Origin of the sequence: Pseudomonas ulcerans, assembly GCF_036324125.1 — a bacterium.
GTDB classification, from domain to species: domain Bacteria; phylum Pseudomonadota; class Gammaproteobacteria; order Pseudomonadales; family Pseudomonadaceae; genus Aquipseudomonas; species Aquipseudomonas ulcerans.
On sequence record NZ_JAZDQN010000003.1, the window covers coordinates 113,469 to 132,488 of the forward strand.

The following is a 19,020-nucleotide window of genomic DNA, read 5'->3' on the forward strand; positions in this document are numbered from 1 at the left end:
ATGGATACCTTGAGTTATCTCGGCCAAGGCTTCGGCGTCGCGCTGAGCCCGTACAACCTGATCACTGCCCTCAGCGGCACCCTGATCGGCACCGTGGTCGGCCTGCTGCCAGGCCTAGGCCCGATCAACGGCGTGGCCCTGCTCATCCCCATCGCCTTCGCCCTCGGCCTGCCGCCGGAGTCGGCGCTGATCCTGCTGGCCGCGGTCTACCTGGGCTGCGAGTACGGCGGGCGGATCAGCTCGATCCTGCTCAACATCCCGGGCGAAGCCTCCACCGTGATGACCACCCTCGACGGCTACCCCATGGCCCGCCAGGGCCTGGCCGGGGTGGCGCTGTCGCTGTCGGCCTGGAGTTCGTTCATCGGCGCCTTCATCGCCACCTGCGGCATGGTCCTGTTCGCGCCGCTGTTGGCGAAATGGGCAATCGCCTTCGGACCGGCGGAGTACTTCGTGCTGATGGTGTTCGCCATCGTCGCCCTCGGCGGCATGGCCGGCGACAAGCCGCTGAAGACCTTCATCGCCGCACTGATCGGCCTGTTCCTGTCCAGCGTCGGCATCGACGCCAACAGCGGCGTGTACCGCTTCACCGGTGACAGCGTGCACATGGCCGACGGCATCCAGTTCGTCGTACTGGTGCTGGGCCTGTTCTCCATCAGCGAGATCCTCCTGCTGCTGGAGAAGACCCACCACGGCCACGAAGCGGTGAAAGCCACGGGGCGCATGCTGTTCAACCTGAAGGAAGCGGCCTCGGTGTTCGTGGTGAACATCCGCTGCGGCCTGCTTGGCTTCATCATGGGCGTACTGCCCGGTGCCGGCGCGACCCTGGCCAGTGCCGTGGCCTACATGACCGAGAAGCGCATCGCCGGTGCCAGCGGCAAGTTCGGCAAGGGCGATGCTCGCGGCCTGGCCGCACCGGAAACCGCGATCGGCGCCTCCTGCTGCGGCGCCCTGGTACCGATGCTGACCCTCGGCGTGCCCGGCTCGGGCACCACCGCGGTGATGATCGGCGCCCTGACCCTGTACAACATCACCCCGGGCCCGCTGCTGTTCGAACAGCAACCGGACATCGTCTGGGGCCTGATCGCCTCGCTGTTCATCGCCAACATCATGCTGGTGATCCTGAACATCCCGATGATCCGCATCTTCACCCGCATCCTTGCCGTGCCGAACTGGGCGCTGGTGCCGGTGATCGCCATCATCACCGCGATCGGCGTCTACGCTGTGCACGCCACCACCTTCGACCTGTTCCTGATGGTCGGCATCGGCATCATGGGCTACATCCTGCGCAAGCTGGACTTCCCGCTGTCGCCGATCCTGCTGGGCTTCATCCTCGGTGGCCTGATGGAACAGAACCTGCGCCGCGCGCTGTCGATCTCCAACGGTGACCTGCACATCCTCTGGTCGAGCCCGATCAGCCTGGGTGTCTGGGTCCTGACCGCGCTGATGCTGAGCCTGCCGCTGCTCCGCATCTGGCGTCGTCGCGCCCAGCAGCGCCGCGCCCTGGCCGATGTCTGAGTCATCCTTCAGGCAATGGTGGGCAACCCCGCTGGTCGGCCTGGCCGGCGGGTTCGCGGCCAGCGCCATCGGCTGGCCGTTGCCGTTCATGGTCGGTTCGCTGCTGGCGATCATCCTGGTGCGCTGCCTCACCCCGTGGCAGCTCGCCGAGATCCCGGGTGGCCGCAAATGCGGACAGTGGGTCGTCGGGATCGGCATCGGCCTGCATTTCACCCCGCATGTGGCGGAACAGGTCGCCAGTCATTTCGGCCTGATCTTCTTCGGTGCGCTGATCACCAGCCTGTCCAGCGTGGTCGGGGTCTGGCTGCTGCGGCGCACCGGCGAGGACCGCGCCACCGCGTTCTTCTCTAGCATGCCGGGCGGCTCCGGAGAGATGGTCAACCTCGGCGCGCGCAATGGCGCAAATCTCGGCCGCGTGGCGGCGGGCCAGAGCTTGCGGGTGCTGGTGGTGGTGCTGTGCGTACCGGCGGCCTTCAAGTACCTGCTTGGCGAGGGTGTGCCCCTGAGCCATGCCGGAGCGGTGAACTGGGGCTGGCTGGCGCTGTTGTTTCCCCTTGGCGCGCTGGTGGCCTGGGGCTGGCAGCGCCTGAAGCAGCCCAACCCCTGGCTGTTCGGCCCCTTGCTGGTGGCGGGTATCGCCAGTATTGGCTGGAACCTGCACCTGGGCCTGCCGGACGGCGCCAGCCAGATTGGCCAGTGGTTGATCGGCAGCGGCCTGGGTTGTCACTTCAACCGTGCGTTTTTCCGCCGGGCGCCCTCGTTCCTGGCGCGGACCCTGGCGGCCACGCTGCTGACCATGGGCATCGCCGCCGTCGCTGCCCTGGCGCTGAGCGCGGCAACCAACCTGGACCTGCGCTCATTGACCCTGGGCATGATGCCCGGCGGTATCGCGGAGATGAGCCTGACGGCGGAGACGCTGCAACTGTCGGTGCCATTGGTGACCGCGTTGCAGATGATGCGGTTGCTGTTCGTGCTGTTTCTGGCGGAGCCGTTGTTCCGGCACTGGATGGCCTCGGAACCCCTGGCGAACGGGGATGAACGCTGACGTTCCAGCCTTTGGGTGAACGTCTGGCAGCTCCCACAGGGACCGCATGTGTCGCGGCCCCTGTGGCAGCCAGGCCCTAAAGCTCGGGCACGCGCCAGTCGATGGGCGCCAGCCCGTGCTGCTCCAGGAACTTGTTGGTCCGGCTGAAATGCCCGCACCCCAGGAATCCGCGGTACGCCGACAGCGGCGACGGATGCACCGAGGTCAGCACCAGGTGCTTGCTGGCGTCGATCAGCTTGCGCTTGCCCTGCGCATGGGCGCCCCAGAGCAGGAACACGGTGTTGGGCTGGTGCTCGCTGACCACCTGGATAATCCGGTCGGTGAAGTACTGCCAGCCCTTGTTCGCGTGGGACGCAGCATTGGCGCGCTCCACGGTCATGGTGGTGTTGAGCAGCAGCACGCCCTGCTCGGCCCAGGATTGCAGGTAGCCGTGGCGCGGGATGTCGATGTTCAGGTCGCGCTGCAGTTCCTTATAGATGTTCACCAGCGACGGTGGCGTCGGCACTCCCGGCTGCACCGAGAAGCACAGGCCATGGGCCTGGCCCGGGCCGTGGTACGGGTCCTGGCCGAGGATCACCACCTTTACCTGGTCCAGCGGCGTGGAGTTGAGTGCATTGAAGATCAGCGGTCCCGGCGGGTAGATCTCCTTGCCGGCGGCCTTCTCCTGGCGCAGGAATTCGCGCAGTTCGTGCATGTAGGGCTGATCGAATTCGGCACGCAGGGCCTCCTTCCAGCTGGGTTCGAGCTTGATGCGGTCGTCGTCGGTCATGGGGCCATCCGTTGAACAATGGGGCGGACACTAGGAAAGCTCTCCACGCTTGTCAATCGATCCGACCGGCAACCTGCACGATCCGCCCCAGCGACCATACTTGTCGGGTCTTCATCAGCGAGGTCGGCCATGTCCGTGCAGTTCGAAGTACTTACCGGCGTCGATGGCGCGCGCCTGGCCATCGCCACCCTGGATGCGCCCGCCAGCCTGAACGCCCTGTCGCTGCCGATGATCGAGCAACTGGGCACGCACCTGCGGGCCTGGGCGCTGGACCCGGCGATCGTCTGCGTGCTGCTGCGCGGCAGCGGCAGCAAGGCCTTCTGCGCCGGGAGCGAGGTGCGCGCCCTGGTGGAAGCCTGCCGCGCCCATCCTGGCGAAGTGCCGCCGCTGGCGGCGACCTTCTTCGCCGCCGAATACCGTCTCGATTATCTGTTGCACCATTATTCAAAACCCCTGTTGTGCTGGGGCCATGGCCATGTGCTCGGTGGCGGCATGGGCCTGCTGCAGGGCGCCGGCGTGCGTATCGTCACGCCGTCGAGCCGGCTGGCAATGCCGGAGATCAGCATCGGCCTGTACCCGGATGTCGGTGGCAGCTGGTTCCTTTCCCGCCTGCCCGGCCGCCTCGGCCTGTTCCTGGGGCTTACCGGTGCGCCGATCAACGCCCGCGACGCCCTCGAGCTCGGCCTGGCGGACCGCTTCATGAAGGAAGAGCAGCAGGACGAACTGATCGATCGCCTGCTGCAGTTGAACTGGCAGGAGCAGACCGCCATGCAACTGGGCAGCCTGCTCAAGGCCCTGGAACTGGAGGCCCGCGACAGCCTGCCGGCGGCACAGTGGCTGCCGCGGCGCGAGACCATCGACCGGGCCCTGGACGTCAGCGACCCGGCCTGTGCCTGGCGTGCCATCGGCCAAATGGCGCAGCAGGACGACACCGTCCTCGCCAGCGCTGCACGAACCCTGCTCAAGGGCTGCCCGCTGACCGCCCATCTGGTCTGGCAACAGCTGGCCCGGGCGCGCTACCTGTCCCTGGGCCAGGTACTGCAGATGGAATACGCGATGAGCCTGAACTGCTGCCGTCATCCGGAATTCAGCGAAGGCGTGCGCGCCCGCCTGCTGGACAAGGACAACAACCCGCGCTGGCACTGGCCGGATGTGGCCCAGGTGCCGGCGGCAGTGGTGGAGGCGCATTTCAGCAAGGTGTGGGAAGGCAGGCATCCGTTGGCGGACCTGACATGATTCGGGGCCACATTGCGGCCCCGAAAAAGCTGGATCAGTGATTGCGACCCCGGTCTCCCCCGTCCCGGTCACCCCACTGGCGCTGATGCCCGCGCCCGTCATCGCGGTCGCCCCGGTCACGCCCCCGGTCCCAACCGGGATTGCCCGGGCGTCCGGGACCGTCATGCCGGCCGCGGCCATCGTAGTAACGCGGGCCCGGAACCGGATAAGGCCTGTGATAGGACGGTGCCGGCTGGTAATAGCGCGGCGCTGGCGCGTAGTAGCGTGGTTGCTGAGGCACTACGTAGTAACCCCGGTTGTAGGGATAGGCCGGGCGGCCGTAATACCCGGGGTAGGAATAACGATCCACGGAATAGACGTCGGTTCGGTAGTAGCTGGAGCCTCCATACGGCACACAGGCGGTGATCAGCGAACCCAATACGGCAAGCAGAGCAAGTTGACGATACATGGCGGCCTCCTGGACCGCGGAACTGCCATTCCCAGCGGCGCTGGTCGGCGTCGATCGGCAAGCGTTGATCGACACAGAATCAGACAATAAAAAGGACGTGCAGTGCGATTTGGCAACAATTTGTAATAGGTCGCTTATCCGCAAAAATCGTCCAGTTATTTTTCCGCGCCGCCTCTAGAATAGGTGCCATTGGTCTGCCGCCACCGGGATTGCCATGCCCCTTCGTTCCGCCCTGTTTTCGCAACGGTCCTTGCTGCTGACATTGCTGGTGTTACTCGGCTGCGGCTTCCTTTCGACCACGCTGATCAGCTACTACGCCTCGCTCGGCTCGATCCGCGACAGCATCGTCAACACCGAGCTGCCGCTGACCTCGGACACCGTCTATTCGGAGATCCAGAAGGACCTGATCCGGCCCATCACCGTGTCGGCGATGCTGGCGCAGAACACCTTCCTGCGCGACTGGGCGCTCGCCGGCGAACGCGACCCGGAGCAGATCACCCGCTACCTCAGCGAAGTGGCGCGCCAGCAACGGGCCTACACCGCGTTCTTCGTCTCGGAGAAGAGCGGCATCTACTACCAGGCCAAGGGCATCCTCAAGCACATCGACCTCGACAGCGAGCGCGACCGCTGGTACGCCCGGGTGCGCAAGATGCAGGAGCCCTACGAGATCAACGTCGACCTGGACATGGCCAACCAGGACCGCCTCACCGTCTTCATCAACTACAAGGTGTTCGACTACGACGAGCGCTTCATCGGCGCCGCCGGCGTGGGCCTGACCGTGGATGCCGTGGTCAGGCTGATCGACACCTACCAGTTGCGCTACCAGCGCTCGGTGTACTTCGTCGATCCGCGCGGACGCATCGTCCTCACCGGCGCCTCCGGTGGCCCCGACGGCGCCCGCGCCGGCACCCTGCTGCAAGACGTGCCGACAATGGCCGGCCTGCTGGCGCGCATGCCGACCCCGAGCACCGGCAGCCGCGAATACCAGCGCGACGGCCAGAGCCACTTCCTCAACGTGCGCTTCATTCCCGAACTGGACCTTTACCTGTTCGTCGAGAAGCCCGCCGGCGACAGCCTCGATGAACTGCGCCACTCGCTGTACCTGAACCTGGCGATCTGCGCGATCATCTCGGCGGTGGTGCTGACGCTGATCAACGGCATGATCCGCCGCCACCAGGACGGCATCCAGGAACTGGCGACCCTCGACAGCCTGACCCGCCTGCACAACCGCCGCGCCTTCGACCTGCTCGCCGCCCAGGCGCTGCTCGAAGCCGAGCGCGCCCCGCAACCGCTGACCGCGCTGCTGATCGACCTCGATCATTTCAAGGAACTCAACGACACCCACGGCCACCTCGCCGGCGACGAGGTGCTGCGCCAGTTCGCCCGCCTGCTCGAAAGCAGCCTGCGCCAGGCGGATATCGTCTGTCGCTGGGGTGGCGAGGAGTTCATCGTGCTGCTCAAGGACACCGACGCGGCGCGTGGCCTGAGCATCGCCGAGAAGATTCGCCAGCGCACCGAGGAGCGCCAGTTCACCTACGAGGGCAAGGTCATCTCCCTGACCGCCAGCATCGGCTTGAGCGCGTTCGACCCCGGCGATACCCTGCAGCCCTTGATCGCTCGCGCCGACCAGGCGCTGTACCGCGCCAAGCAAAGCGGGCGCAACCGTGTCTGCCGCGAGCCCACGAGTCATTCCCATGCCTGACACCAGCCGCTGCCCCGCCTGTGGCGCCAGCAACCAATGCACCCTGGCCGACCCGCGCACCGCGGACCGCGCCTGCTGGTGCTACAGCGTGAGCATCGATCCGGCGGTGCTCCAGGCACTGCCCGAGGAACTGCGCAACGCCGCCTGCCTGTGCCCGTCCTGCGCACGGGTCGATGCGCAACTGAAAGCTGCCGACGCCGCGCCGAAGCGCTAGACTGCCGGCCCTTTTCCCTGCCCTGCCCGCCGCCATGCGCCTCGACCGTTTCCTCGCCAACCTGCCCTGCTTCAATCGCCAGCAAGTGCGCCTGCTGCTGGTGGAACGACGGGTGCGGGTGGATGGCGTGGCGGTCAATGACCCACGGCACGAAGTGCGGGTGTTCAGTCGTGTCGAGGTCGACGACCAGGTGCTGCAGGCCGGGCGTCCGGCGCGCTACTTCATGCTGCACAAGCCCGCCGGTTGCGTCAGCGCCACTCGTGATCCCGAGCACCCGACGGTGCTCGACCTGATCGACGAACCGGACAAGGACGACCTGCATATCGCCGGGCGTCTCGACTTCAACACCACCGGCCTGCTGATCCTGACCAACGATGGCCAGTGGTCACGGCGACTGACCCAGCCGCAGACCAAGCTGCCCAAGGTCTACTACGTAGAGACCGAGCAGCCGATCGAACCCGGTTACGTCGAGCGTTTCCGCGAAGGCTTCTACTTCGCCTTCGAAGACCTCACCACGCAGCCGGCTGAACTGATTCCGCTGGGCAGCCACAGTGCCCGGCTGAGCATCGTCGAGGGGCGCTATCACCAGGTAAAACGCATGTTCGGACACTACGACAACAAGGTGGTGCGCCTGCATCGCGAAAGCATGGGCCCCTTGGTGCTGGACCCGCTGCTCGCCCCCGGCCAGTACCGCGCGCTGCGCCAGGACGAGATCCTGCCGATCTGAACCGACGATCCGGTCGATGGAAAAAAATCCGGTAATTACCCGAACGGCACTTGCGGCATCGGCGAACGACTGCTTGAATCGAATCGTCGGTCTTCATGTGACTCATCAGTCACTCTCGTAGTCCAAGACACCTTTTCGCTGGCGACCCGCACCTCGATGCGCGGGCGTCCAGTGGAATCGCCCACCTAGAACAACACCCGTCGACCAAGGCCTGTAACGGATCGACAAGGGCCCCTCGATTCACTTCAAGGCGTATGCCTACCTGTCACATAGAACGTGCAAGCTTGCTTGGACGGATACCCTTTTTTGCGCCAGGAGTCGATGACATGAGGCCAGAAATCGCTGTGCTGGATATACAGGGGCAGTACCGGGTTTACACGGAGTTCTACCGTTCGCAAGAAGCCGAGAAGACGATCATCCTGATCAACGGCTCGCTCGCCACCACGGCGTCGTTCGCCCAGGCGGTGCGCAATCTTCATCCGCAATTCAACGTGGTGCTCTACGACCAGCCGTACGCCGGCAAGTCGAAGCCGCACAACCGCCACGAGCGTCTGCTGACCAAGGAAACCGAGGGGCAGATCCTCCTGGAGCTGATCGATCACTTCGCGGCCGACCAGGTCATGTCATTCTCCTGGGGCGGTGCCTGCACCCTCATGGCCCTGGCCCACAGGCCACGGCGCATCGAGCGGGCGGTGGTGAGTTCGTTCTCGCCGGTGATCAACGAGCCGATGCGCGATTACCTCGAACGTGGCTCGAAGTACCTCAGCGAGTGCGATCGCTACCAGGTCGGCAACCTGGTCAACGACACCATCGGCAAGTACCTGCCGCCGCTGTTCAAGCGCTTCAACTACCGGCACGTCAGCAGCCTGGACGTCCACGAGTACGCGCAGATGCACTTCCACATCCACCAGGTGCTCGACCACGACCTGGAGAATGCGCTGAACGCGGCCAAGGCCATCGACATTCCGGTGCTGTTCGTCAACGGCGACCTGGACGAGTACACCACCACCGCCGATGCGCGGCAGTTCGGCCGGCATGTACGCAATTCGCACTTCAGCGAGATCCGTGGCGCCGGGCACTTCCTGGACATGGAAAACAAGTCCGCCTGCCGCGACACCCGCGATGTACTGGTGAACTTCCTGAAGCCGGTGCAGCGTGACCAGCGCGCGCGCTACCAGTACGTGCAGGGCCAGCATGCATTGGCCATCTGAAGGAAACGGGCACCTGTAGCCCGGCCAGCGGGGTCAACGGCCGACACGGCCAATGGAAGACCACTGCCCCGGCGCTACGGGTCGCACGCATGCAAGATCGATAAAGGCTTCAAATCGTTTCGCGATTCTGGTACAAAGTGGCCCTGCAAGCGGGTGTCGTATAATGGCATTACTCCAGCTTCCCAAGCTGATAACGAGGGTTCGATTCCCTTCACCCGCTCCAGTTTCTCCTTTCTGCTTCACCTCTCCCCAAGATGCCAATCGTCGGACTCACTGCGGTCCCGGTATCTTCAAGGTACAAACTACCCTTTGTGTCCTTTAGTCTGACCGGTACTAAATGCGTCTTTCCGGGTTGCGCGTGAATTGCGCCCCGTTATCTCGCAAGGACGAACCGATGACCGCCCCTGACCTGACCCTCGAAGCCGAAAAGATTCATGCCGAGATCTCCAAGCTGATTTCGGAATCGATAAAGCTCCATGCCGAGACTTCCAAACTGCTTACGGAGAATCTCAAGTTGAGCGCCGAGAACGCCAAGCTCAGCGCGGAGAGAGCCAAGCTGGGTGCTGAGGGTGCGAAGCTTTCCGCCGAGAGCAGCAAGCTTGACGCCGAGGGTACGAAGCTTTCTGCCGAGAGCAACAAGCTTGACGCCGAGGGTGTAAAGCTTGCTGTGGAGAGCGACAAGCTGAAGATCGAAGCACGTAAATTGACTCGCGAAATTTTCTGGTACCCCCTGGGCATCGCCACGGCGCTGGTTGGCTCGGTGGCGACAATCACCGCCCTGGCGATCAGGTATCTGCTCTACTGAGTCACTGGCCCCGCAGTTGCGGGGCTATCTGTTTGCGACCGGCCCCGGCCCAGACTCCCTCCTCATCGATCTGCGCCATGCTCAATCCCGACGTCTCGCGCAGCAGCAACGAACACACCGCCACCAGCAGCAGTGCCCCCGTCCCGTACAACGCCACCCCCAGCGGATCATGATCGGTGAGGATCAGGATCGCCGTAGCGATGCTCGACGCCGTGCCCCCACCCAGCGCGGCACCCACCTGATAGCTCGCGGAAATCCCCGAGTAGCGCATGCTGCGCGGGAACTGCTCGCCGAGGAACGCCGGGATCGGCCCTTGGGTCGCCCCCATCAACGCGCCCGCCAGGCTGTAGGCGAACAGGGCGACGGCAAAGCTCTTCAGGCTGACCAGGCTGAAGAAGGCGAACAGCCCCAAGGCCATGACCAGCGCACCGAATACCATCACCCTGCGGCGACCGAAGCGGTCGGACAGATGTCCGAACAACGGCGCCGACAGCACGATGGCCACCGACAGGGTGAAATCGAACATCAGCGCCTCGGTGCTGCCGTAGCCGACCTGGGTCGCGTAGGTCAGGAAGAAGGTGCTGCCGATATAGGCGATGGTGCAGTAACCGAAGGCGATGCCGGTGCACAGCAGCAACTGCCGCGGCCGCTGGCGCAGGGCCTCGGCCAGCGGTGCGCGAACCGGTTTGGCCAGCGGTGCCGCCACCGGGGTGCGCAAGCGGGCGTAAAGGCCGATCAGCACCAGCGTGCCGCCCAGCCAGAACGGGATGCGCCAGGCGAAATCCACCAGATTGTCGTTCGCCGCCGCGCTGACGATGGCAAATACCGCCGCCCCGAGAATCCCGCCGACACCAATGCCCATGCTGGTGAAACTGCCCCACAGCCCACGGCGTCCCGGCGGTGCCGACTCGATGCCGAACAACGCCGCCCCGCCCCACTCGCCGCCGGCAGCGAAGCCCTGGATCAGGCGCAGCAGCACCAGCAGGATCGGCGCCGCCACGCCGATGCTGGCGTGGCTCGGCAAGCACCCGATAAGGAAGGTGCTCAGGCCCATGAGCAGCAAGGTGGCGACCAGCACCTTCTGCCGGCCGATGCGGTCACCGTAGTGCCCGAACACCATGCCGCCCAGCGGCCGGGCGAAAAAGCCGGCGCCGAAGGCGCTGAAGGCCACCAGGGTCGCGGTGAGGTGATCCAGGTCCGGGAAGAACACCTGGGGAAACACCAGGGCGGCCGCAGTGCCATAGATGATGAAGTCGTAGAATTCCAGCGCGGTGCCCAGGCCGGAAACACAGAACGTCCGTACCGCAGAGCGGGAAGCTTGCTCAGTCATTGTTGTTGTTCTCGTTGACGGGTGCCGCCCTTGGCGGCGGCACCGGGTTGGCTCAGAAAGTTTCGAAGCCGGCCTTGGCCAGGTGCAGCGGCGTGCCCGCCACGTATTCCAGCAGGCAGCGCTGGGTATCGATGCCCACGCTCAGCAGCGTTTCCCAACGCTCGGTGCCGGGCAGGGACAGGTCCGGGTGGAAGCAGATCGGCGCGTCATCACCGGCTGCACCGCACATGGCTTCGGCGCGGGCACGCAGGTCCGCGCTGTTCATCCCCTCGATCACCTGCTGCAGGTGGGCGAGACGGCATTGGGTATCGGCGCGGTCCGCCACCTGCTCGCCGAGGCTGAGCTGCGGATCGAGGAAGTGATTGGTGTGCAGCAGCCAGCCGTCCTCGCGGGGCAGGACCAGCGCAGTACGCTGCGGACTCATCTCGATGCTCACGGCCCGCGGGCTGCAGTCCTCGCGGGAAAACACCGTCAGTACCGTGGAGGCGCTGACCCGCGCCGACCGCACCAGTTCGATGGCCTCGTCGACGCTGCCGGCCTCTTCCAGCACCCGCCGGGCGATGGCATGCACCGGCACGCCGCCGCCGTCATGGTCGCTGGCGTGATGCAGGATATTGAAATGCAGGCCCAGGCCGGCGCTGTTCACCCCCAGCTTGGCCAGCATGCCGAACTCGCAGAACAGCTTGACCCGCATGCCACGCGCGGTTTGCAACGCAAGCATCAAACCGTGGGGACACAGGCAGTCGTGCCAGTCCCAGGTCTGCAGGGTGCGCGGTGCCTGGGCGCCGGGCGGGGCGAACACCGTGGTGGAACATTCGCTATGGCGGGTGCGCGCAGCAAGGACTTCGGTGCGCGCATTCAGGCTTGCCAACTGCCAGAGCGGGACCGCCGCGCCCTCGGCCATGCCCATGATTTCCGCTGCCAGCTCCGGGCTCCAGGCTTCCAGTGCGGCCAGGCTGTTGTCGCCGATGCGCCGGGCGTCACCCAGGGACACGCCGACCTGGGGAAAGAAATCCAGGTAGAGGCCGTTGGTATGGCGGATCTGCTCGGCGAAACGTTCGCCGATCTCGCGGCCACGTTCGAGGGGGTCGCGAATCTCGCTGACGAGGGTGTGGATCTTCACTGCGGGTAACTCCTGTGGAAAGCGCAATCTGTGCCGTCCGGGAAAGAATTACGACCGGACGTGCACCCGCAGACTATCCAGCGAGGCAGAAGGGATCATCGCCAGGGGGCGCACAACTTTTGTTCCGAACTGGAAAATATCGGCGGAAACACCGTTCTCACTCCAGCCCCTGCCCCCGCAACTGCTCATGCAGCAAGGCAATGAACGCCTGTACCTTGCGCGTATTGCGCCGATGCGGCAGGTACAGCACATGCACCCACGGCCCGAACGCACTAACCGAGCGCCAGTAATCGGGCAACACTTCCACCAGCGCCCCCGACGCCAGGTACGGCGCCGCCGCCCAGGTCGGCACGAACTGCAAGCCCTGCCCGTCCAGCAGGCAGGCCAGGAGAAAGTCGAAGTTGTCGCTGACCAGCCGCGGGGTCGGCTGGCGTACCCGGAGCGTCTGGCCGCCCTGCTCGATCCACCAGTAGCTGCGGTTGACCAGCGGATGGCGCAGCAACAGCCAGTCATGCCGGGCGTAGTTGTCCAGGGTGATCGCCTCGCCGTGGCGCGCCAGGTAGGCGGGGCTGGCACACAGCACCACTCGGTTCTCGATCAGCGGCTGGGCGATCAGTTCCGGCTGGTCGGTGGGGCCGTCGCGCAGCGACAGGTCGTAGCCGCCATCGATCAGGTCCTCGTTGGCGTCGTTCAGGTTCACGTCCAGGCGCACCTGCGGATGCTCGCGCAGGAAGCGGCAGCATACCTGGTTGAGGAACGCCGGCCCGAACGACGGCGGCGCGGTGATACGCAAGGTACCGCGCAACGCATGCTGCAACTGCTCGACTTCCTCGGTCACCCGCTGCAGATGCATCAAGGCCTGTCGCGCCCCCTCCAGGTACAAGGTGCCCGCCTCGGTCAGGGCCATGCGCCGAGTGGTGCGCTCGAACAGGCGCACGCCCAGCTCGCTTTCCAGGTGGGCAACGGCCTTGGTCACCGCCGACGGGGTCTTGCCCAGTTGCTCCGCGGCACGGCTGAAACTGCCGTGTTCGGCGGCGGCGACGAAGATGGTCAGGGCAGTCATCTTGTCCATGGTTGCTTCCCGATGGGCACAAAAGAACGAATGAAGAACGCCGAGTATTGGCCGTGGCAACCCAACCGGCAAATGGCATTCGTGCGCCGGGCCCTTGCGTCGGCGCACTTGATTTTTTCCAGATGGCGAAGAAAGTTGTGCCTGCCCTCGCGTTTAACCGCACTGGCGCCTTGGCTAGGCTGGGCCCATCACAACAACAACGAGGGCCTCCCATGAAGCAGTTCCTGAGCATCGCGCTGGGCGCCAGCCTGGCCTGTACCGCGCTCCCCGGCAGCGCCGCGGTGGACCTGATCCTGCACAACGCCAAGGTCTACACCGCCGAACCGGGCCAGCCGCTGCAACAGGCGGTAGCCGTGGATGGCGATACCATCGTCGCGGTGGGTTCGGAACAGACGGTCCTGGCCCTGAAGAATGACGCCACGCGCCTCATCGACCTGGGCGGCAAGGTCCTGATGCCGGGCATGCTCGATTCCCACTCCCATTCGATCAAGGGCGGCCTGCAACGCGAGCTGGCCGACCTCGCCGGCGAACAACTGCCCCTCGACGAACTGGAGCGGCGCCTGCGCCAGTGGCGCGACGACGGCAAGGCGCGCCGCGGCGAATTCCTCAGCGTCGCCGGCCTGCCGGTGAGCTACTGGGACGCCATCGACGCCCTCGAACAACGCTTCAACCAGGGAGAATGGAGCAACCAGCCGATCCTCTTCGCCGCCAACGACATGCACACCGGCTGGGCCAACGGGGCCATGCTGCAGCGCGCAGGCATCGACGCCGCGACCATCGCCGCCCTGCCCGCCGAAGCCCGCAACACCCTCGGCCAGCACCCCGACGGCACGCCCAACGGCTTCCTCGTCGACGCCGCGCTGTACCCTGTCACCGACCTGCTGCCTCCGCTTTCCCACGACACCCTGCTCAACGCCGGACGCCTGGCCCTGGCCTACGCCCGGGAACTGGGCATCACTGGCTGGATGGACCCGCTGGCCAACGAACTGCCCGGCGCCGACGTGAAGAACGACTCGCTGGGCGTGCTCCCGGTGTACAAGGAACTGGCCCAACGCGGCGAGCTGACCGCCCATGTCGCCGCGCTACTGATGGCCGATTCCAAGGCCGGCCCCGCCGACCTGGCCGAACTGGACAAGGTGCGCCAGCAGTTCCTCGGCGTGCCCAACCTGACCCTGCCGGGGATCAAGGTGTTCGCCGACGGCGTCGCCGAGATCCCGGCGCAAAGCGCCGCGATGCTGGAGCCCTACCGCAACTCCGGCCAGCGCGGCGAACTGCTGCTGGACCCGGCGCACTTCGGCGAACTGGTCAGTGCCGCCGATGCCCGCGGCTGGCTGGTGCATGTGCATGCCATCGGCGACCGCGCCGTGCGCACCGCCCTGGACGGCATCGAGCAAGCGCGACGCGACCGCCAGAGTGGCATTCCCCACTCCATCACCCACCTGCAGATGGTCAGCCCCCGGGAATACCCGCGCTTCAAGCAACTCGACGTGATCGCCTCGATGCAGCTGTACTGGGCCGCAGCCGACGAGGCCAACCTCGACCTGGTCAAGCCCTATGTCAGTGCCATGGCCTTCCTGCACACCTTCCCGGCCCGTTCCCTGCTCAAGCACGGCGCGACCATCGCCGGCGCCAGCGACTGGCCGATCAGCACCCCGCAACCCTGGAAGGCCATCTACCAGGCCACCACCCGTCGTGGCCCCAAGGGCGTGCTCAATGCCAACGAAGCCATCGACCGGGAAACCATGCTCCAGGCCTACACCCTGAATGCCGCCCGGGCCATGCGCCTGGAGTCACTGATCGGCTCGCTCAAGCCCGGCAAGCAGGCCGACATGATCGTCCTCGACCGCGACGTGTTCAGCGTCAGTGACGAAGCGCTGCGGGACACGCAGGTGGAGCAGACCTGGTTCGCCGGCAAGCTGATCCACGCCCGCTGAGGACAATGTAAATTTTTACGGACAGACGAAATCAGCCACCAAGCAAAAATGTCGCCCCGGCGATAAAAACCACAGAAAATGTCGCTAAATGATCATGAAGGAAAAATAATGTAACGATTTACTTGACGCACACCCTGCATTTCGTTTCTTATTTTTCCCACCTTGCCCAGCGCCCGATAAGGAAAAACAACAGCGCCGCTGCCTGATGCCTCGGCGTCCGCGCGCCTGCGGGTCGTGTTTTCCCTTTCGGTCCTGCCAGTGACACCGGTGCCTCGCCCGCGCCAACCCCAGCTCCAACATAAAAGGTGAACAACATGGAGCCCACCCGCTCGACCTTGCCGTGCCCGCTGCAACCCCCGTCCGTGGTCCCATCCCAGGAGCATCGCGCGCATGCAGCCTGAGCACAGCACCCACGGCAATCATCAGCTTCGCAAGTCCCTGCGCCTGTGGCAGGTGGTGATCATCGGCCTGGCCTACCTCACGCCAATGACCGTGTTCGACACCTTCGGCATCGTTTCCGGCCTCACCTCCGGCCACGTGCCCAGCGCCTACATCCTGGCTCTGCTGGGCATCCTGTTCACCGCCGTGAGCTACGGCGTGCTGGTGCGGCACTTCCCGCAATCCGGTTCGGCGTACACCTATACCCAGAAAGCGATCAATCCCCATGTCGGCTTCCTCGTGGGCTGGTCGTCGCTGCTCGACTACCTGCTGCTGCCGATGGTCAACGCCCTGCTGGCCAAGATGTACCTGTCGGCCATGTTCCCCGAGGTTCCGGAATGGGCCTGGGTGGTCGGCTTCGTCAGCCTCATCACCCTGATCAACATCCGCAGCATCAACCTGGTGGCCAGCTTCAACGTGCTGTTCGTCGGCGTGCAGATCGCGATCATGTCGGTGTTCATCTATCTGTGCCTGCGCGGCCTGCACCAGGGTGAAGGCCTGGGCACGCCGTGGAGCCTCACCCCGTTCGTCGACGACAAGGCGCAGTTCGGCGCGCTGATGGCCGGGGCGACCATCCTCTGCTTCTCCTTCCTCGGCTTCGACGCGGTGACCACCCTGTCGGAAGAAACCCATCAGCCGGAAAAGGTCATCCCGCGGGCGATCTTCCTCACCGCGCTGATCGGCGGTGCGGTGTTCATCCTCACCTCGTTCTTCATCCAGGCCTACTTCCCGACCATGGACCGCTTCCAGGACCACGAAGCCGCCCTGCCGGAAATCGCCCTGTACGTCGGTGGCAAGCTGTTCCAGTCGATCTTCATCGCCTGCACCGTGGTCAACACCATCGCCTCGGGCCTCGCCTCGCAGACCAGCGTGTCGCGCCTGCTCTACGTGATGGGCCGCGACAAGGTGATCCCGCACTTCCTGTTCGCCCGCCTGCACTCGCGCTACAAGACCCCGGTAGTGAACCTCATCATCGTTGGCCTGATTTCGCTGTCGGCGATCTTCTTCGACCTGGTCACCGCCACCTCGATCATCAACTTCGGCGCACTGGTGGCCTTCAGCTTCGTCAACCTGTCGGTCATCAACCATTGCTACGTTCGCCAAGGGCTCAACCAGGGCTGGGCGAACAAGCTCAAGCACCTGGTGTTGCCGACGATCGGCTTCTGCATCATCGCCGTGCTGTGGCTCGACCTGAGCGAGCACTCGCTGGTGTTCGGCGGCCTCTGGGCCCTGTTCGGCGTGCTCTACCTGGCACGCCTGACCAAGGCCTTCCGGGTCGCGCCACCGAGTTACCTCGCCGAGTGAGACCGCCTGTCGACGACGCCCGCGAGGATCGCGGGCGTGGTTCATGACCGAGAAGGAAAAACCTCATGCTCCCGCGCCGCCTGTCCATCCAGTGGAAGATCATCCTGCTTGCCGGCTTGTGCCTGCTGGCGATCGTCGTTGTCCTTGCCGTCACTTCGCTGACCCAGTCGCGCCGCAGCGCGGCCGAAGTCTTCGCCGCCAACACCGAACTGCTCGACCACAACGCCCGCCTGCGCCTGCAGGCCCATGGCGAGACCCAGGCGCTGCGCATCCAGCGCTATTTCATGGACGCCTACCAGTACGGCAACGGCTTCGCCCGCCTGGCCTCGGTGCTGCGCCAGCGCGGCGACGGCGACCTGCGCCAGGCCCTGGTGACCCAGGCCCGCGCGGCACTGGCCGGCAACCGCGACCTGATCGGCCTGTACCTGGTGTTCCAGCCCAACGGACTCGACCAGCAGGATGCCCGCTTCAGCGGCCAGGCCGAGCTGGGCAGCAACGACAGCGGGCGCTTCTCCCTGTACTGGTCGCGCAATGCCGCCGGCGAGCTGGAGTCCGAGGCCATGCCCGAATCCATGCTCGCCGACACCAGCGTCGGCGCCAACGGCTCGCCCTATAACCGCTGGCTGACCTGCCCGCTGGAAACGGCCAGGGCCTGCGTCCTCGATCCGTACTTCGACGAGGTCAACGGCAAGCAGGTGCTGATGACCAGCATCGCCCTGCCGTTGCTCGACAACGGCAAGGTGGTCGGCGTGGTCGGCCTCGACATCGGCCTCGACAACCTGCAGCAACTGGCACTGGCCGGTCGCCAGGAACTGTTCGACGGCCAGGGCCAGGTCAGCATTGTCAGCCCCGTCGGCCTGCTGGCCGGGCACAGCGCCGATGCCGCGCAATTGAGCAAGCGCCTGCCCGCTGCTGCGGAAGAAGGAGTGATGCGCATCAGCCGGCCGTTCGCGCCGATTCCCGATGCGGCCCCTTGGCAGGTCCTGCTGGAAGTCCCCCAGGCGGTGCTGCAGGCCCCGGCCATCCAGCTCAACCAGCGCCTCGACGCCAGCAACCAGAGCGCCAACCTGTTCAACCTGCTGGTCGCCCTGGTCACCGCCATGGCCGGCCTGGTGCTGATCTGGCTCACCGCCCGCGGCGTGACCCGGCCGATCCTCGCCGTGGCCGAGCGCCTGCGCGAGATCGCCAGCGGCGACGGCGACCTGACCCAGCGCCTGGACTATTCCCGCGATGACGAACTGGGCCAGCTCAGCGGCTGGTTCAACCGCTTCCTCGACAAGCTGCAACCGGTGATCGTCCAGGTCAAAGGCTCGCTGCAGGAAGCCCGCGGCACTGCCGACCAGTCCGCCGCCATCGCCAGCCAGACCAGCGGCGGCATGCAGCAACAGCAACGCGAGATCGAGCAGGTAGCCACCGCCGCAAACGAGATGAGCGCCACTGCCCACGACGTGGCCAACAACGCAGCGCAGGCCGCCCATGCCGCCCGCGGCGCCGACCAGGCCAGCCGCGAAGGCCTGGAACTGGTCGGCATCACCCGCCGGGCCATCGACCAGTTGGCCGCCGACATGGACCTGGCCATGGAACGGGTGCAAGCCCTGGCCGGACGCAGCGAGCAGATCGGTTCGGTACTGGAGGTGATCCGCGCCATCGCCGAGCAGACCAACCTGCTGGCCCTCAATGCCGCCATCGAGGCCGCCCGCGCCGGCGAGGCGGGACGCGGTTTCGCCGTGGTCGCCGACGAGGTGCGCAACCTGGCGCAACGGACACAGGTGTCGGTGGAAGAAATCCGCCAGGTGATCGAAGCTTTGCAGGGCGGCACCCAAGGCGTGGTCGAGGCCATGCAGGATGGCCAGCGTCAGGCCAAGGACAGCGTCGAGCGCATGCAACAGGCGGTGCCGGCCCTGCAACGGGTCGGCGAGGCGGTCACGGTGATCAGCGACATGAACCTGCAGATCGCCTCCGCCGCCGAGGAACAGAGCGCCGTGGCCGAGGAGGTCAACCGCAATGTCGCCGGCATCCGCGACGTTACCGAATCCTTGTCCGGCCAGGCCGACGAGTCGGCGCGCATCAGCCAGGCGCTCAACCGCCTGGCCAACCAGCAGCAGGCGCTGATGGAGCAATTCCGGGTCTGATGGCCCGAGTTTTT

15 protein-coding genes, 1 tRNA gene and 1 pseudogene are annotated in these 19,020 nt (G+C 65.5%); 13 read left to right on the forward strand and 4 right to left on the reverse strand.

The genetic code is table 11. From position 1 onward, the window contains the following. Positions 1 to 1,515 carry a tripartite tricarboxylate transporter permease gene (locus V0R59_RS04070; RefSeq protein WP_330073430.1) on the forward strand — a complete coding sequence of 505 codons (1,515 nt, stop codon included), beginning with the start codon at positions 1 to 3 and terminating at the stop codon, positions 1,513 to 1,515. Further along, positions 1,508 to 2,560: an AbrB family transcriptional regulator gene (locus V0R59_RS04075; protein WP_330073429.1), complete on the forward strand. Its 1,053-nt coding sequence runs from the start codon at positions 1,508 to 1,510 to the stop codon at positions 2,558 to 2,560. Before V0R59_RS04070 ends, V0R59_RS04075 begins: the two co-directional genes overlap by 8 nt. Before the next feature lie 76 nt (positions 2,561 to 2,636). Here V0R59_RS04075 and ung read toward each other — a convergent pair whose 3' ends face one another. Next, positions 2,637 to 3,329, reverse strand: coding sequence for a uracil-DNA glycosylase (ung, locus tag V0R59_RS04080; protein WP_330073428.1), 693 nt, complete (start codon positions 3,327 to 3,329; stop codon positions 2,637 to 2,639). A 129-nt stretch (positions 3,330 to 3,458) separates the two neighbouring features. Between ung and V0R59_RS04085 the strand changes: the two genes are divergently transcribed. The 7 genes from V0R59_RS04085 to V0R59_RS04115 all read left to right on the forward strand — a co-directional run bounded on the left by V0R59_RS04085 (position 3,459) and on the right by V0R59_RS04115 (position 9,672). Next, positions 3,459 to 4,565, forward strand: coding sequence for an enoyl-CoA hydratase/isomerase family protein (locus V0R59_RS04085; protein ID WP_330073427.1), 1,107 nt, complete (start codon positions 3,459 to 3,461; stop codon positions 4,563 to 4,565). 662 nt (positions 4,566 to 5,227) lie between these two features. After that, a complete protein-coding gene (locus V0R59_RS04090) occupies positions 5,228 to 6,715 on the forward strand; it encodes a sensor domain-containing diguanylate cyclase (RefSeq protein ID WP_330073426.1) in 1,488 nt (495 codons plus the stop codon). Next, the gene (locus V0R59_RS04095; RefSeq protein WP_330073425.1) at positions 6,708 to 6,929 is read left to right on the forward strand and encodes a cysteine-rich CWC family protein; all 222 of its coding nucleotides are present in this window, start codon (positions 6,708 to 6,710) and stop codon (positions 6,927 to 6,929) included. Before V0R59_RS04090 ends, V0R59_RS04095 begins: the two co-directional genes overlap by 8 nt. Positions 6,930 to 6,963: 34 nt before the next feature. Next, on the forward strand, positions 6,964 to 7,656 hold the full coding sequence (locus V0R59_RS04100) for a pseudouridine synthase (protein WP_330073424.1): 693 nt from the start codon (positions 6,964 to 6,966) through the stop codon (positions 7,654 to 7,656). A 326-nt stretch (positions 7,657 to 7,982) separates the two neighbouring features. Beyond that, complete coding sequence (locus tag V0R59_RS04105; RefSeq protein WP_330073423.1) at positions 7,983 to 8,867, forward strand: alpha/beta fold hydrolase; 885 nt, start codon at positions 7,983 to 7,985, stop codon at positions 8,865 to 8,867. A gap of 149 nt (positions 8,868 to 9,016) precedes the next feature. Further along, positions 9,017 to 9,090, forward strand: a tRNA-Gly gene (locus tag V0R59_RS04110). 171 nt (positions 9,091 to 9,261) lie between these two features. Beyond that, positions 9,262 to 9,672, forward strand: coding sequence for a hypothetical protein (locus V0R59_RS04115; protein ID WP_330073422.1), 411 nt, complete (start codon positions 9,262 to 9,264; stop codon positions 9,670 to 9,672). A 1-nt stretch (position 9,673) separates the two neighbouring features. Here V0R59_RS04115 and V0R59_RS04120 read toward each other — a convergent pair whose 3' ends face one another. The 3 genes from V0R59_RS04120 to V0R59_RS04130 form a co-directional block, all read right to left on the reverse strand. Then, a complete protein-coding gene (locus V0R59_RS04120) occupies positions 9,674 to 11,002 on the reverse strand; it encodes an MFS transporter (protein ID WP_330073421.1) in 1,329 nt (442 codons plus the stop codon). 52 nt (positions 11,003 to 11,054) lie between these two features. Continuing rightward, the gene (locus tag V0R59_RS04125; protein ID WP_330073420.1) at positions 11,055 to 12,125 is read right to left on the reverse strand and encodes a C45 family peptidase; all 1,071 of its coding nucleotides are present in this window, start codon (positions 12,123 to 12,125) and stop codon (positions 11,055 to 11,057) included. Positions 12,126 to 12,282: 157 nt separating this feature from the next. Then, positions 12,283 to 13,197 (reverse strand): LysR family transcriptional regulator, encoded by a 915-nt coding sequence (locus V0R59_RS04130; RefSeq protein ID WP_330073419.1) that lies wholly within the window; start codon positions 13,195 to 13,197, stop codon positions 12,283 to 12,285. Positions 13,198 to 13,409: 212 nt separating this feature from the next. Here V0R59_RS04130 and V0R59_RS04135 point away from each other — a divergent pair, with 212 nt between their 5' ends. From V0R59_RS04135 to V0R59_RS31830, 4 genes and pseudogenes are all read left to right on the forward strand, one after another. Beyond that, entirely contained in the window at positions 13,410 to 15,131 is a 1,722-nt protein-coding gene (locus V0R59_RS04135) for an amidohydrolase (RefSeq protein WP_330073418.1), read from the forward strand. A 390-nt stretch (positions 15,132 to 15,521) separates the two neighbouring features. Then, positions 15,522 to 16,874, forward strand: coding sequence for an APC family permease (locus V0R59_RS04140; RefSeq protein WP_330073417.1), 1,353 nt, complete (start codon positions 15,522 to 15,524; stop codon positions 16,872 to 16,874). 284 nt (positions 16,875 to 17,158) lie between these two features. After that, positions 17,159 to 18,148, forward strand: a pseudogene (locus tag V0R59_RS31825) (PDC sensor domain-containing protein); the annotation flags it as partial. Between the two features lie 102 nt (positions 18,149 to 18,250). Further along, a complete protein-coding gene (locus V0R59_RS31830; protein ID WP_375547340.1) occupies positions 18,251 to 19,006 on the forward strand; it encodes a methyl-accepting chemotaxis protein in 756 nt (251 codons plus the stop codon). The last annotated feature ends 14 nt before the right edge of the window (positions 19,007 to 19,020 follow it).